Below are 13997 nucleotides of genomic sequence, written 5' to 3'. Positions count from 1 at the left end.
AGTCTGGATTATATCCAACTTTAAGATTCCAAGTGTCTTTCCAACGTGGATTCGCTTGATCTCACCAGAATCGGAAAGGCGCACCGATGATACGTTCTGAATTGTTAGAAAAGCTCGCTGAAGAAAATCCGGAATTGAAGCCGGACGAGATTGAAAAAATCGTCGACCTGTTTTTCAACCAGATCAGCCAGAAACTGGCCGAGGGCGGTCGCGTCGAACTGCGCGGTTTTGGCGCCTTCTCGACTCGCCAACGCAAACCGCGCATCGGTCGCAATCCGCGCACCGGGGAATCGGTAGAGGTTCCCGCCAAAAGAGTGCCCTATTTCAAACCCGGCAAGGAAATCCGCGAGCGTTTGAACAAGGACTGATCTCGACATTTTCTGAATATAATTTGCCAATCCACTTGACCACGCGCCCGCAATAATGCTTGTCGCTAGGTTCCAGCCGAGGCTGGACCTACCGGTGCGGACGTGGCGAAATGGTAGACGCAGCAGACTTAAAATCTGCTATCCGAAATGGGTGTGCGGGTTCGAGTCCCGCCGTCCGCACCAGTTTTAGCCGATCAGATGATCTTCCCCGCGAAACGGGGCAGATTCCGGCTTCCGGCCGGCCTTCAGAGCATCGCCATATCGCCCGGTTGATCCAGTAATATCCGCCCTGCCAGTTCGAACACCGCCGGAGCCGTGGCGATATGCTGGGTCGCGACATGGGCATCGCGGAAACGGCGTTGCAGGCTGCTGGTTGAATAGACCGCACTGCCGCCGCCCAATGTATAGGCAGTCTTGCAGATATCGGCAGAAATCTCGGTGGCATGAGCGCAGGCAAGGCGCAGATTGGCACGGCCTTTCGGAGATATTTCACCGTCGCCCTGGGCTTCCGACCAACATTCGCCGATCGCATTCTCCAGAAAGGCGAATGCACCGCCGAGATGGGCAGTCGCTCGCGCCAGGTCGACCTGTATGGTCGCCCGCTGGGCCATCGATCGTCCGCCGCCGGGGGTTTTCTTGTTGATAGCAATTGTCCTGATCTCCTCCAGCGCAGCCCGGGCGTTGCCGAGCGCAACCGCCGACACGCCGAGCGCGAGCAGGCCGAAGAGCGGGAACTTGTACAACGCCCCCGGATCGCTCGGCCGGTCACCGACGAAGGATACGCTGCGGTCCTTGGGAACTTTTATCCCTTCGACCGAGAAATCGCCCGAACCGGTACCCTTCAGGCCGGCCACATGCCAGCTGTCGATGAGAGATGCCTGCTGAGCCGGGAAGAACAGCATCCGGTGATAAGGCGCGCCATTGTCGAATTTCTGCAACTCGCCATCCTTGAAGATCATCGCGCCACCGCCAAGCCAGGAACAATTGGCCGAGCCGGAGCCCCATTGCCACTGACCGCTGAGCAGATAGTGATCTCCCTTGTCCTCAGCCTTGCCCATCGGAGCGAACACACCGCCGGTCACGACATCGTCCGCGCCGAAAATCTCGCGCGCAGCCGGTTCGGGCATATAGGCCGCACCCAAGGTCGAGGTCACCGCGATCATCACGCACCAGCCCGCGCTGGCGTCCGCCTCGGCAACCGTCGCGACAATTTTCAGAAAGTCGAGCGGCTCCAGCTCGAGCCCGCCGAGCGATGCCGGCTTGGAAAGATTGAATGCACCAGCTTCGGCCAGCTTTGCCGCCAGATCGGCGGGCAACCGGCGCGCCTGTTCGGTTTCTTCCGCACGCGCTGCGATCTCGGGCAACAGCGCCAGGATTTTGGGGCCAACCTCACCGAGGCTGGAAATATCATATTGTAGGCCGCTCATGCACAAATTCTCCTTGCCGACACTAGCAGCACATGAGTTCCGCTTTGTCGAGCCGGCAAAAGCATCTAGACAGAGGCAATGCGCTATTTCGCCATTCTCTGTACGATGCTGTTGCTGGTTTCCTGTAACCGCGAGCCGGCCATCGATACCGCGCCCGGCCCAGACCGGATCGTCCGCCTGTCCGATTCGGAGATCAAGGGACTCGACCCGCAGAAAGTCTCCGACCTGTCATCGCTCCGCTTTGCCGCCGACCAGTTCGAGGGCCTGACCCGCCTTGATGCCAGGGGAGAGGCAGAGCCGGGTCTGGCGCGGGACTGGCAGGTCTCGGCGGATGGCCTGACGTGGACTTTTGCGCTGCGCGAGAATCTGCGCTTTTCCGACGGCGCCGCTTTTGACGCAACCCTGTTTCCGACCCTGCTGCAGCGCTTGCGCGCGCCGGAAACCGCTGCCGCATCCGCAGCGCTGTTCGGCAACATCCAGTCCGTGGAGGCAGCCGGCGAGCAAAATGTCGTTGTCACTCTCGCCTCTCCCGATCCGTCCCTGCCGGCGTTGCTGACCCATCCGGCGATGGCGGCGCTTCCGCTCCACCGGATCGGGGCGGCGAGTGATCAATGGACGTCGGACCGGCCGATGGTCACCAGCGGCCCCTATCGTCTGGCGGGGTGGAAACTGAACGATCATGCCCGGCTCGAGCGCAATCCCGAGTGGCATGACGAACCGGCTCCCACCAAGACGATCATCTGGAAACCGATGGACGACAGCCTGTCCGCCATGCGCCTGTTCCTCTCCGGTGGCGCCGACATCGCCGCCGACTATCCGGCCAGCCGCCATCAGTGGCTCGAGGACAATCATCCTGCCGCTGCCCATAGCGTGCCCTATCTCGGCAGCTATTATTTTGCCTTCAACACCCGCAGCCCGCCCTTTGATGACCGCAAGGTCCGTATCGCCTTGTCGATGGCGGTCGAACGCGAATGGATCGCCGACAAGGTGATCGGCATCGGCAATATCCCGGCCTGGGGGCTGCTGCCGCCGGGACTGGCCGGTCCGGTATCTGCAAAGCCCGAGTGGGCGGACTGGTCACGGAAAAAGCGTCTGAGCGCCGCGCGCGCGTTGCTGGCTGAAGCAGGTTATAACCCGAACAACCCCTTGCGCTTCGAAATCCGGTTCAACAGTTCCGCCGAGCACCGCCGGGTTGCGGTCGCGATGGCGGCGATGTGGCAGCCGCTCGGCGTCGAGGCCAGCCTGTTCAACAGCGAAGCAGCGCTGCATTTTGCCGCGCTGCGCAGGCATGAATTCGCTTTGTCCCGCTCGGGCTGGATTGCCGACCTGCCGACTCCGGAAAATTTCCTGCTGGTGCATCAGCAAACCAACGGCGCCGGCAATTATTCCGGCTATGACAACCCGGCCTATGACGCGCTGCTGGCACAGGCGATTGCCGAGCCCGACCCGGCCAGACGCCAGATATTGATGCGTCGCGCAGAGGCATTGCTGATCGCCGACATGCCCATCCTGCCACTCTATTTCTACGTCACCCGCAGCCTCGTTGCCGAGCGCATAGCGGGATGGGAAGATAATATTTCCAATGTGCATCCCAGCCGCACTCTGCTTATAAGACCGTGATGAATTTCCGTTCGACATCATGGTTCAAAATTCTCCCGGCAACGCTGGCGGTCACGCTGCTGGGCTCCTGCGGTTTTGCCGGGGATGAAGATCAGGTAAGAGTCACGGTGATCGAAGACGGATCTGCCCGAATCAACCCGGTCGGGACCCGGCTCAACTTTGTGTCTTCGACCATGCGCGCGGCGATCGCCAAGGGGCTTGTCGGGCTGGACGAGCAAGGCCGGGTCGTCCCGGCGCTCGCCGCCCGGTGGATCGTGTCCGACGACGGGCTAAGCTATATATTTCGACTGTTCGACGCGAAATGGGACGATGGCCGGGAAATTACCGCCGAACGGGTCGCCCGCCTGCTGCGCGAGCGCTTTTCGGAACTGCGCAACAGCCGGTTGCAATATGATGTTTCGGAGGTTGAAGAAGTCTTGTCGATGACCGGAAGGGTCATCGAAATCAGGCTGGATTCACCCCACCCCAATTTTCTCCAATTGCTCGCCCAGCCGGAAATGGGCCTGTTCCGGGCTGGCCATGGCGCCGGGCCGATGCGCCTGCTCAGCGAAGAGGATGTCATCAAGCTCAGCCGCTTTGACGAACCCTCGGAGGAAGAACAAGACGCGGAAGAAGAGGATGACCGCTGGGTGTCCCTGCGCAGCGAACCGGCCGCGATCGCTATTGCCCGCTATCGGGCCGGTGCCGTGCAAGTGGTTCTGAACGGCAAATATCATCATCTCCCGCTGATCGGCGCAGCGGGCATCAGCAGCGGAGACATCAGGCTTGATCCCGTCGCCGGCCTGTTCGGGCTGCGGTTCATCCGCGCCGAGGGTTTCTGGGCGGTTCCCGAGAATCGCGAAATACTGGCAATGACGATCAATCGACCAGCACTGCTGACATCCTTTCCCGGCGTCAGCGCCTGGCAAAGCCGGCTCAAGATCATCCCCGAAGCGCTGGATGTCGATGGGATCAATACCTATCCCGACTGGGCCAGCATGACCATGCAGGACCGGATGGCCTACGCGAGGAATCATGTCAGCCGGTGGAAGGCGTCGGAAGGACCGGTCGCTCCGCTGGCCATCGCCCTGCCCGACGCGGCGGGTGCCGACATATTGTTCAAGCGCATCCAGTCGGATCTGAGACGGGTCGGACTGAATGCCCGAAAAGTCGAATTGAACCAGGCCGCCGACGTCCAGCTACTGGACGAGATTGCCCCCTATGACAGCCCGCAATGGTTTTTGAAGCAGCTGACCTGCATGGCAACCCCCGTCTGCCTGAACGATGCCGACACCCAGATCACCGAAGCCGAGGCCGCCACCAATCTGGAAATCAAGGCGCGACTCTATGCCGAGGTCGAGAATATGCTGGTCGACCATTATAATTTCATTCCGATCGCGGTTCCCATCCGCTGGTCGATCGCCCGCCAGGGCCAGCGCGGCTTTGCCGTCAACCCGCGCGGCTGGCATCCATTGAACCCGCTGGTCGGCATTCCTATATCCTGACTGTATTGCTTGCGCACAACAGAGAGATCAGATGGCCATTTCCGAAGAACAGTTGAAACGTCTCGCCGAACAATTGCCCGACGTCAGCCGCGATCCGCAGGCGGTGCGCAACCGCGTCGAGGCAATGGAAAAGGTGCTCGAACGGGCGTTCGTGATCCCCGGCATCAACCGGCCGATCGGCGTCGATTCAATCGTCGGACTGGTTCCGGTGGTCGGTGATATCGTTACCGCGCTGATGGGCGCCTATATCGTCTGGGAAGCCCGCAATCTCGGCATGTCGAAGATGCAACTGACCCGCATGGCAGCGAATGTCGGGATCGATACCGCGCTCGGCGCGATTCCGTTTGCCGGTGATGTGTTCGACTTTTTCTGGCGCTCGAACAGCAAGAATCTGAAGATCATCCGCAAGCATCTCGACAAGCATCATCCGGGGACTCGGACGATCGAGGGATGAGCCTTGTGCTCCGCACCTGATACGGAGCCCCGGCCGCACGCCCTTTTGTTGCCGGCAGAGCTCCGGGTCTTCGCCCGGAGCACAATAAATTACCCCCCGCGCCAGATTTTGACCGGCATATCGTTTTTCGCCGCCCGCATATAGGCAGGACAGCGTTGTGGCCGGAAACTCTTGCCAAGACAGAGCTTCACTTCCTGCAACCAGCCGCGCCGGTTGATCTTGAGCCGCAGCATATCGGGCTGCAGCCCTTCGTTCGCCGCCGCAAAAGCGTTGCGGAACTGCCCCGCCGTCAGCGGCTTGCGCGACAGCCGGTCCATATCCGGAAAGCGCACGGCGTCGAACATGATCCGCGATACCCGGAAATAGGTCTCCGGTCGCCTGGTCATGCAGGTCCCGTGCTTTGCCCATTCATGCGCCATCATCCTGGTCGACGGCATCATGCAGAAATTGCGGTTCACCACCGCTGGCGGCAGCGCCCGGGTCGGCGCGCAATATTGCGGATAGGCGGGCCCGCGCGTGTCGGGCCACAGGCCGTGAAGAATGAAGCCGAAACTGCCATCGTCACCGCTGCACTGCGTCTTGTCGCGGCGGCTGTCCTTGCGGGTGCGGCAATATTCCGGCGACCAGCTGAGCGCCAGCGTATAGCTGGTGACGGGCGTAGTACGGCGCGGTTCGGAAGCAGGCTTGCGCTCGGCGGGGGCACTGAGCCCGGATGGCGGACGGCATTGGTAGGATTGGGCCTGGGCGGGTGTTGCCGCTAATGCAAGCAATAGGAACATAGCCACTCGTCGCCCCAGCGAAGGCTGGGGCCCAGCACGAAGTTCGCGTACTTCGGACGATTGCCCTGGATCCCAGCCTTCGCTGGGATGACATTTCCTAAACCTGTTCAAAATCCAGCCCTATATCTGCCGCCGGTGCGCTCTGCGTCAAACGCCCCACCGAAATATAGTCCACCCCGGTCTCCGCCTTGTCGCGGATCGACTCCAGCGTCACCCCTCCGCTCGCCTCGGTCTTTACCCGTCCGCCGATCAGCGTCACTGCGCCGCGCAGCGTTGCCGGCTCCATATTGTCGAGCAGCAAATGGGTCGCTCCCGCCGCCAGTGCCGGTTCAATCTGGTCGACCCGGTCGACTTCGCAGATGATATTCTCGACGCCTGCATCCTTGGCGCGCCGCACGGCCTCGCCGACCGAACCAGCGACCGCAACATGATTATCCTTGATCATCGCCGCATCCCACAGGCCCATGCGGTGGTTCTGCGCCCCGCCCATCCGCGTTGCATATTTCTCCAGCACCCGCAGCCCCGGTATCGTCTTGCGCGTATCGAGCAAGGTGCAGCCCGTCCCGGCAATCCGCCGGACATATTCATTGGTCATGGTCGCGATACCGGTGAGATGCTGCACCGTGTTGAGCGCGCTGCGCTCCGCCGTCAGCATCGCCCGGCCCTTGCCCTTCAGCCGCATGATATCACTGCCCGCTGCGACCGCCTGCCCTTCTGCAACCAGCAGTTCAATCTCGACATCCGGGTCAAGATAACGGAAAAATGCTCTCGCAATCGGCAGCCCAGCAATCACCGCATCATGACGGCTGTCCATCACGCCGGAAAATATCGCATCGGCGGGAATGACGGCTTCGGAGGTCACGTCGCGGCCACCCTGTCCATAAGGCGCGCCCAGATCCTCGGTCAGCGTCGCCGCGACAAAGGCATCCAGATCGAAGTTTTCAAGCGAGAAGGGCATTGCTACTATTATCCATTACTTTGTTGAATTCGACCAGACTGGCTTCCAGTTCTTCCATCGAAGGACCGACCAGATGATAACGCGCCTGCCTCACCATCGTCTCGGCTTCTTCGCTGATCAGGCGCAAACGACGCTCCGACCGGCAGGATGTCGAGGCGGCAAACAGAGCGTGGATGAATTTGATCGCCGCCATCCGGTTGGTCGCAACACCGGACCGCATCGCGCCGAAGCTGCGCTCGACATAATGGCTGAAATCGTCGCTCAGCGGCTGCACCCGATCCCAGTCATAGTCTTCCTGCTCCGGTCCGCGATCAAGGTCGCGGCTGCCCAGTTCGGCCAGCGCAGCGCCCATCCAGTGCATCGCGGTGATCGCGGTGAACGGGTCGTTGATCCCCGGCGATAGCGCCCGCAGCGCGATCTCGACCAGTTCATCGATCAGATATTCCAGATCCTGGGTCGCCGTCCGCATGCCGCTGACGCTGAAACAGTCGGCGATTTTGGCGGAAATTTTGTCATCCGCTTCAATACCGGACAGTTCAACGATGGTGACATTGGGGTGGATGAAATCCCCGGTCCGGACCTTGATTGCGATCGTCGCTTCATGTTCGCGGGCCACCTCATCCAGCGTGTCGAAATCGATGATGTCGATATAGCCTTTGCCGGTCGCGATGATCGGCTCGCCCTGCGCCTGTTCCCGCGGCTCGCGCTCTTCGATCTCGCTCGGATAGCGGTCTTTTATGTCGCGGATCAGCCGCTTGCCGATGTCTTTCAATACCGTGTTGATCCGGATACTCGCGGGTATATGGTGGAGGAAATAGACCAGCACCGCGACCGCAAATATCGCCAGCACCATGGCCACCAGCAGCGACAATTGCGGAGTGAACCCAGGCAGGACCGAAGCCGAAGCATCGATGGCAGACGCGGCCCGTTCATCTTCGTCGCGCACAACACGGATAATCATCAACGCATAGACAAAAGTCCCGATAAAGGTCGCGAGGGACAGCTGGTTGCCCTTGTCCTCCATGAAATTTGTCAAAAGGCGCGGTCCGTAATTGCCGCTGGCATAGGCGACGGCGGCGATGGTGATCGAAAAGACGGTCGAGGCGACCCCGATCATCGAACCGGCAATCACGGTCAAGGTCGTGCGAGCGCCGTTGGGACGGCTGACATGCAGCCATTCATAGGTAGTGAACCAGTCCGCCGCCCCGTTGCGATCCAGATAGATGGTGAAAAAGGACAGGAAAAAGGCGATCGCCGAGAACAACGCCGGATAGAACCAGTAGCTGGCATTGATGGACAGCAGAGCGGAACGGATACGGGCAATCATCCGGGGACGCTAACCGATAACGCGTGGAGGGGGAAGCGGGAATGATTGCGCGAGCGAAGGAGGCAACTCGTTACCTTCGGACGAGCAGCAGGATTGGCCGAAACTGTCATGGCTTGCGAGCGATCAACAATTGTGGTAACTATGTGTTTCACTTATAAGAAGATGTGGACTTTGAATTTGATCCGGACAAGGATGCGATCAACCGGGTGAAGCATCGATTGCCGCTGTCTTTTGGACAACGGATTTTCGATGATCCTTTCTACACGATAACCGAAACAATTCGGCTTGAAGATGAGGAGCAACGCTTCAAACTGATCGGAGAAGTCGATGGCAAACTCTTCACGGCGATCCACACCTGGCGCGGTGAAATCATCAGGTTCATCTCGGTCCGGAGGAGTAACAGCAGTGAACAAAGAAACTACCATCGCGATACCGGCAGATCCGAATGATCCAGAAGACCGGGATGTCAGCGTGGCCGCGCTTGAACGCGCCAATATGGGCCGCTTCATTCGGGTACTGCGTTATGATCTCGGCCTGACGCAGGATGAATTTGCCAAGATCTACGGCATCCCGCTCGCCAATATCCGCCAATATGAAATTGGCCGTCACATGCCCCCGCCCGCGGTCCGCGCCTATCTCAAGGTAATCCGCGCCGAACCCGACGTGGTGAGGCGGGTGATGGCGGGGTGATTTGTCCCTCTCCCGTGCGGGAGAGGGTTGCGCAGACTTGGCAGCTTGCTGCCTAGTCGGAGCTGGGTGAGGGCGTACTTCGCTTCAGAGTGCAGAACACCCTCATCCAACTGCGCCTAATCCTGCGGACAAGGCTTCGTATCCTTCTCCCTCACGGGAGAAGGAAAAACTACCCCTCATGCGCCAGATCAGTCGGCCCCAAATCCCCCTGCCCGACCGTCGCGCTGGCCATTTCCATCATCTTGTCGATCGACTTGCGGGCCTGCAAGCGCAGTTCCTCGTCCATTTCGATGCGTGGCTCGAGATCGCGGAGCGCCACGTATAGCTTCTCCATCGTGTTCAGCGCCATATAGGGGCAGATATTACAATTGCAGTTGCCGTCCGCGCCGGGCGCGCCGATGAAATTCTTTTCCGGCACCGCTTTTTCCATCTGGTGGATGATATGCGGTTCGGTGGCGATGATGATCGTGTCGCCTTCAAATTCCTTGGCATATTTCAGGATCGCGCTGGTCGAGCCGACCATATCCGCATGATCCAGAATATAAGCCGGACATTCGGGATGCGCGGCAACCGGTGCGCCGGGATGCTGGGCCTGCAGTTTCAGCAACTCGGTCTCGCTGAACGCTTCGTGCACAATGCAGACGCCGGGCCAGAGCAGCATGTCGCGACCGGTTTTCTTGGCGATATAGCCGCCGAGATGCTTGTCCGGGCCAAAGATGATCTTCTGGTCGAGCGGAATCTGCGAGAGAATATGTTCCGCCGATGAACTGGTGACGATGATGTCGCTGAGCGCCTTCACCTCGGCCGAGCAGTTGATATAGGTCAGCGCGATATGGTCTGGATGCTCGTCGCGGAACGCCTTGAACTTGTCCGGCGGGCAGCTGTCCTCAAGCGAACAGCCGGCGTCCATGTCCGGCAGCACGACAATCTTCTCCGGCGAAAGGATTTTCGCGGTTTCGGCCATGAATTTGACGCCGCAGAAGGCAATCACGTCGGCATCGGTTTCCGCTGCCTTGCGCGACAGTTCGAGACTGTCACCGACGAAGTCAGCAATATCCTGGATTTCCGGCTTCTGGTAATAATGGGCAAGGATGATCGCGTTGCGTTCCTTGCGCAGCTTGTTGATTTCCTCGACAATGTCGACCCCGGCCAGGCTGCCGCCAATTCCACCACGTGCGTCCATTTTTCATTCCTCTGTCATGCGTGCCTGGTTCATATAGGAAGCGAAACGCCATTTGTCTTGTGCCGAACGCCCGTCTCCGCGTTAATTGCCGTAAATATTCGCAAAGAAACGGCCACCGGCCCCTAGCCGGACGCGGCGATCGAGTCGGCGAACTGCTGAAACGGCGAAAACAGGGACAGGCCGGTGATCACCACATGCACGGCGGTTACGATCACACCGCATGCCAGCGTTGCCGGATGGATCGCCCCCGAGATTTTCCGGTCATGCCGCGCCAGCACGGCCACGAACGCCAGCTGGATAATCAATATGATCCACTCGCCCCAGCCCCCGAGAAGCGGCATCGGCAGCAATCGGCCAAAGGCCGGTTCCAGCGCAATTATGGTGGCCCCGATCATGATCCGGCGATGCCACTGGGTTTGCCGCCGCAGCATGATCGCCCAGACCACCATGGCGGCAAAAACCAACAGTTCGACAAAGCTCAGGGCCAGAAAATAGCTATTGTCGAAAAAAGGTGGAAAGCGCTGTAGCCGAACCGCCATATAGCCGGTGTAAAGTCCGGTCGCGCATATCGTCAGCGCCAGTATGCCACCCAGCCAGCCAATCTTGCGGTGCAGGCCGATATTGCCGCGCTGGATCAAAAGATTCTGCGTGACCAGCAGGCCCAGCCAGGCCAGCATCAGCAGGCCGTGCAGATGCACCCAGATGGGCACAGCAGGCAAATCCACCATGCCCCGCGCGCTGAATTGGGCAAAGCCGAAGACAATGACCGCCGCCATGACGATCGAAAACCGGACAAAAAACTGCTGATCCTGCGCAAATCCCGTTCCCGGGCTTGATGCCGGTCTGCCTATATTATCTGTAACCCCCATGTTCGCAGCTCCTGAGAAAACTCCCTTGAAGCGACCCTGACCCCATCGGGATCGATCGAGAACATAGCGCCGATCACCTATAAATGTCCATCGCGGCGGCCGGCGGTTCAGGGACCGGCGCGAAACCTCGTGATCCGGTCGGTCACATTCTGCTCCGCATCCATGCCGCCGACGATATAATATTCCTGACCGACTTTTCCGAGCGCGCGATGATCCATGCTCGGTTCGGCCAGCCGGCCCAGTTCCTGCCACCGGTCGGTTTTGAGATCATAGGCAAAAAAGCCGCCGGACGGTTTTGCGGGCACGCCGTCATAGCCGATGCCGTCATAATTATACGGATTGTCGCCGCCACCTGCAAATATGATCCGTTTGCCGGCATTGTCGCCGATTGCGGCCATCCGGTAGCGGGCGCTGCCGGCGTGGCTGTTAACGCTGCGCCAGGCAATCTGGGTCGGGTTTTTCGGATCAATATCGCCGCGCCAGCTCAGCTTCGCCGCCACGAATTTGCGTTTGCCGTCGGCGAAGACCGACGCGACGCCGTCGCTGATGATCATGCTGTCGCCAGCGATCCCCCCAGCGTGGCCGAACACCGGCGTGCCCGGGAACGGGGTAGCCTCGGTCCAGGCCCCGGTCTGGGTGTCAAACAATTGCACGACGCTGACATTGCCCTCGTCATGCCAGCCGGAGACCAGATAGATGAACCGGTTCTGGTACGGCACGACAACCATATCATCGACCGGAGTCGGCATGTCCGCTTGCTGGGCGTAGGAACCGGTTGCCGGATCAAAGGCGAAAACCTCCGGTGTCGACACTTCGTCGCCGTTGGCAGCTACAGTATAACCGCCAAAAATATAGATTTTCCCCGCAACATTGACCGCCGCACTGGCCAGTCTTCCTTGCGGGACCGGCACCGGCGCGATCGCCTTGCACGCTTCGGTCGCGATCACGCAGGCAAAGGCCGCGTTGCTGGTATCGGTCCATGTCTTGCCCGCTTTCAGGCCGTTGAAACTGTAAAGGGTCGGGCCATCGGGACCGTCGGCGACCGCCACCGCATTGTTGCTGATCGGTTCCGGCAGGGCAAAGCCGAGAGTTTCGGAAACCGGCTCCGGCGTCGCGCTCTGCTCGCAGGCCGCCAGCGAGAAACCAAGAGCGATTACCACACCAAAGCGGACGCTCGCATTAATTGCTCCAAAAGTCATTGAGCCTCTCCTCCTGTTTTCTGCTGCTCTGCCAGAACATCCCTGATCGGTCGCGAATAATCCCACCGGTCTTCATAACGGCTACGCTCATAAGGGAAAAAGGCATCAATCTTCGCCTCGACGCCGGCGGCCTGCAGCGGCAGAGCGAAATTGTGGCGCACCGCGCGGCGCGCAGATTCCCGCGCCAGCCGCATCTGCAGCGGATTCCGGGCCTGCCTGGCAAGTTCCGCGACGCCCTTCTTGCGATTGGCCTGATCGAGGACCTTTTCGGCATCGGTCAGGGCGATCAATATGCCGCCATCATCATAAGTCTGGATCTGTTCGATATGGACCTCGGGCCGGGCGATCTCGATCGCGGGCATCTGGACATAGAATATATTGTCGCGCGCATCCCAGCGGACATCGTCCGCGCCGAGCTTGGCGAGATCGATTTCATAACGCACCGTGCCGGGCATGATCAGGGTCTTGCGCGCCGACAGCCCGAGCTTGCTCAATGTCGTGGTCACCGTGGCGTTGTAGCTGGCCGAAAATATCGTCAGCCGGTTCTGTTCCTGCAAATTGGTCAGGCTGGCATTGGCAATCGACACCGGATCGGGGCTGATGCTGCTTTCGACGCGGGAGAACAGCAGCCATGCGAGCGTTCCAAGCAGGATCAATATCCCGCTGACAATCACTACCGGAACCCACAGGCGCCGAGAGGGCTGTATATTCATTCAGCCATCGCCCAGACATCATCCGATAACGTCACCCGCCCCCGATTTTGCAGGTCGATCAGATGCGCGCGCACCGATTGCCCGGCGGCGCCGTTCAGACGCGGATCGAGGCCCTTGTACATTTGCGGCACCATATCGACGATCGCCGCGGAGCCCTGTTCCAGCAGCTTCAATATCTGCCGTTCACGTTGCTTGCGATGCCCCATCATTCCGCGCACCAGCTGCTGCGGATTGGTCACCTTCTTGCCATGGGCAGGATAATAGACCTTGTCCTCGCGCTCGTAGAGCTTCTGCAGGCTCGCCATATAGTCGGCCATATCGCCGTCGGGCGGGACAATGACGCTGGTCGACCAGGCCATGACATGGTCGCCGGTAAACATCGCGCCGGATTCCTGCACCGCCAGACAAAGATGATTGGACGTGTGGCCGGGAGTTGCCACCGCTTCGATGGTCCAGCCGTCGCCCGCTACCGTTTGGCCGTCGGCCAGCACCTGGTCGGGCCTATAGTCCTTGTCGAAACTCTCGTCCGCGCGCGGTCCGTCATCTGCCAGCACCAGCGGCGCGCAGCCGATGATCGGCGCGCCGGTGCGCGCAGCCAGCGGCGCGGCGGCGGGACTGTGGTCGCGATGGGTGTGGGTGCACATAATCGCCGTGATTTTGGCGTCGCCAACGGCCGCGATGATCGCGTCGATATGCTCGTCAATCGCCGGGCCCGGATCGATGATCGCGCGGTCGCTCCGGTTGCCGACGATATAGGTCTGGGTTCCGGTATAAGTATAGGGGCTGGGATTGCCGGCCAGCACGCGGGCGACAAGCGGCTCCATCTGTTCGCACAGACCGGTGGGATATTTCGAAGGGTCAAAGTCCATGGGATTGATGTGGCATATCCAGCCCATAAAACAACCATGAAAAAGGGCGGCCCGCAA

General features: G+C 60.0%; 15 protein-coding genes and 1 tRNA gene. 7 read left to right on the top strand and 9 right to left on the bottom strand.

Going from position 1 to position 13997, the window contains the following annotated elements:
- Positions 1-86 precede the first annotated feature (86 nt).
- Positions 87-368, top strand: coding sequence for an integration host factor subunit beta (locus HUO14_RS00680; RefSeq protein ID WP_176277978.1), 282 nt, complete (start codon positions 87-89; stop codon positions 366-368).
- 96 nt (positions 369-464) lie between these two features.
- Positions 465-551 (top strand) — tRNA-Leu (locus tag HUO14_RS00675).
- Between the two features lie 62 nt (positions 552-613).
- Here the strand turns inward: HUO14_RS00675 and HUO14_RS00670 are convergent.
- Complete coding sequence (locus HUO14_RS00670; protein WP_176277977.1) at positions 614-1795, bottom strand: acyl-CoA dehydrogenase family protein; 1182 nt, start codon at positions 1793-1795, stop codon at positions 614-616.
- Between the two features lie 78 nt (positions 1796-1873).
- Between HUO14_RS00670 and HUO14_RS00665 the strand changes: the two genes are divergently transcribed.
- From HUO14_RS00665 to HUO14_RS00655, 3 genes are read left to right on the top strand one after another with little or no spacing between them, the layout of a single operon-like run.
- On the top strand, positions 1874-3415 hold the full coding sequence (locus HUO14_RS00665) for a peptide ABC transporter substrate-binding protein (protein ID WP_176277976.1): 1542 nt from the start codon (positions 1874-1876) through the stop codon (positions 3413-3415).
- Positions 3415-4899, top strand: a complete 1485-nt coding sequence (locus HUO14_RS00660) for an ABC transporter substrate-binding protein (protein ID WP_176277975.1) — start codon at positions 3415-3417, stop codon at positions 4897-4899. Before HUO14_RS00665 ends, HUO14_RS00660 begins: the two co-directional genes overlap by 1 nt.
- A gap of 31 nt (positions 4900-4930) precedes the next feature.
- Positions 4931-5353 (top strand): DUF4112 domain-containing protein, encoded by a 423-nt coding sequence (locus HUO14_RS00655; RefSeq protein ID WP_176277974.1) that lies wholly within the window; start codon positions 4931-4933, stop codon positions 5351-5353.
- Positions 5354-5442: 89 nt separating this feature from the next.
- On the opposite strand, the gene HUO14_RS00650 is transcribed toward HUO14_RS00655, so the two are convergent.
- From HUO14_RS00650 to HUO14_RS00640, 3 genes are all read right to left on the bottom strand, one after another.
- A complete protein-coding gene (locus tag HUO14_RS00650; protein WP_176278696.1) occupies positions 5443-6132 on the bottom strand; it encodes a ribonuclease T2 family protein in 690 nt (229 codons plus the stop codon).
- Between the two features lie 97 nt (positions 6133-6229).
- Positions 6230-7090 (bottom strand): carboxylating nicotinate-nucleotide diphosphorylase, encoded by an 861-nt coding sequence (nadC, locus tag HUO14_RS00645; RefSeq protein WP_176277973.1) that lies wholly within the window; start codon positions 7088-7090, stop codon positions 6230-6232.
- The gene (locus HUO14_RS00640; protein ID WP_176277972.1) at positions 7074-8417 is read right to left on the bottom strand and encodes a DUF2254 domain-containing protein; all 1344 of its coding nucleotides are present in this window, start codon (positions 8415-8417) and stop codon (positions 7074-7076) included. Before HUO14_RS00640 ends, nadC begins: the two co-directional genes overlap by 17 nt.
- Positions 8418-8581: 164 nt before the next feature.
- Between HUO14_RS00640 and HUO14_RS00635 the strand changes: the two genes are divergently transcribed.
- Positions 8582-8866 carry a BrnT family toxin gene (locus HUO14_RS00635; protein WP_176277971.1) on the top strand — a complete coding sequence of 95 codons (285 nt, stop codon included), beginning with the start codon at positions 8582-8584 and terminating at the stop codon, positions 8864-8866.
- Entirely contained in the window at positions 8823-9107 is a 285-nt protein-coding gene (locus tag HUO14_RS00630; RefSeq protein ID WP_176277970.1) for a helix-turn-helix domain-containing protein, read from the top strand. Before HUO14_RS00635 ends, HUO14_RS00630 begins: the two co-directional genes overlap by 44 nt.
- Before the next feature lie 169 nt (positions 9108-9276).
- Here HUO14_RS00630 and nadA read toward each other — a convergent pair whose 3' ends face one another.
- From nadA to HUO14_RS00605, 5 genes are all read right to left on the bottom strand, one after another.
- Entirely contained in the window at positions 9277-10290 is a 1014-nt protein-coding gene (gene nadA / locus HUO14_RS00625; protein WP_176277969.1) for a quinolinate synthase NadA, read from the bottom strand.
- Between the two features lie 122 nt (positions 10291-10412).
- The gene (locus HUO14_RS00620; protein ID WP_176277968.1) at positions 10413-11159 is read right to left on the bottom strand and encodes an adenylate cyclase; all 747 of its coding nucleotides are present in this window, start codon (positions 11157-11159) and stop codon (positions 10413-10415) included.
- A 107-nt stretch (positions 11160-11266) separates the two neighbouring features.
- Positions 11267-12358, bottom strand: a complete 1092-nt coding sequence (locus HUO14_RS00615) for a Kelch repeat-containing protein (protein ID WP_176277967.1) — start codon at positions 12356-12358, stop codon at positions 11267-11269.
- On the bottom strand, positions 12355-13071 hold the full coding sequence (locus HUO14_RS00610; protein ID WP_176277966.1) for a DUF4230 domain-containing protein: 717 nt from the start codon (positions 13069-13071) through the stop codon (positions 12355-12357). The genes HUO14_RS00615 and HUO14_RS00610 overlap by 4 nt, the downstream gene beginning before the upstream one ends.
- Positions 13068-13940 carry an MBL fold metallo-hydrolase gene (locus HUO14_RS00605; RefSeq protein ID WP_176277965.1) on the bottom strand — a complete coding sequence of 291 codons (873 nt, stop codon included), beginning with the start codon at positions 13938-13940 and terminating at the stop codon, positions 13068-13070. Before HUO14_RS00605 ends, HUO14_RS00610 begins: the two co-directional genes overlap by 4 nt.
- Positions 13941-13997: the final 57 nt, after the last annotated feature.

Origin of the sequence: Parasphingorhabdus flavimaris, assembly GCF_013371215.1 — a bacterium.
Classification (GTDB): domain Bacteria; phylum Pseudomonadota; class Alphaproteobacteria; order Sphingomonadales; family Sphingomonadaceae; genus Parasphingorhabdus; species Parasphingorhabdus flavimaris.
Note: the sequence above shows the minus strand (reverse complement) of the source record. Positions and strands in the feature narration are given on the sequence as shown.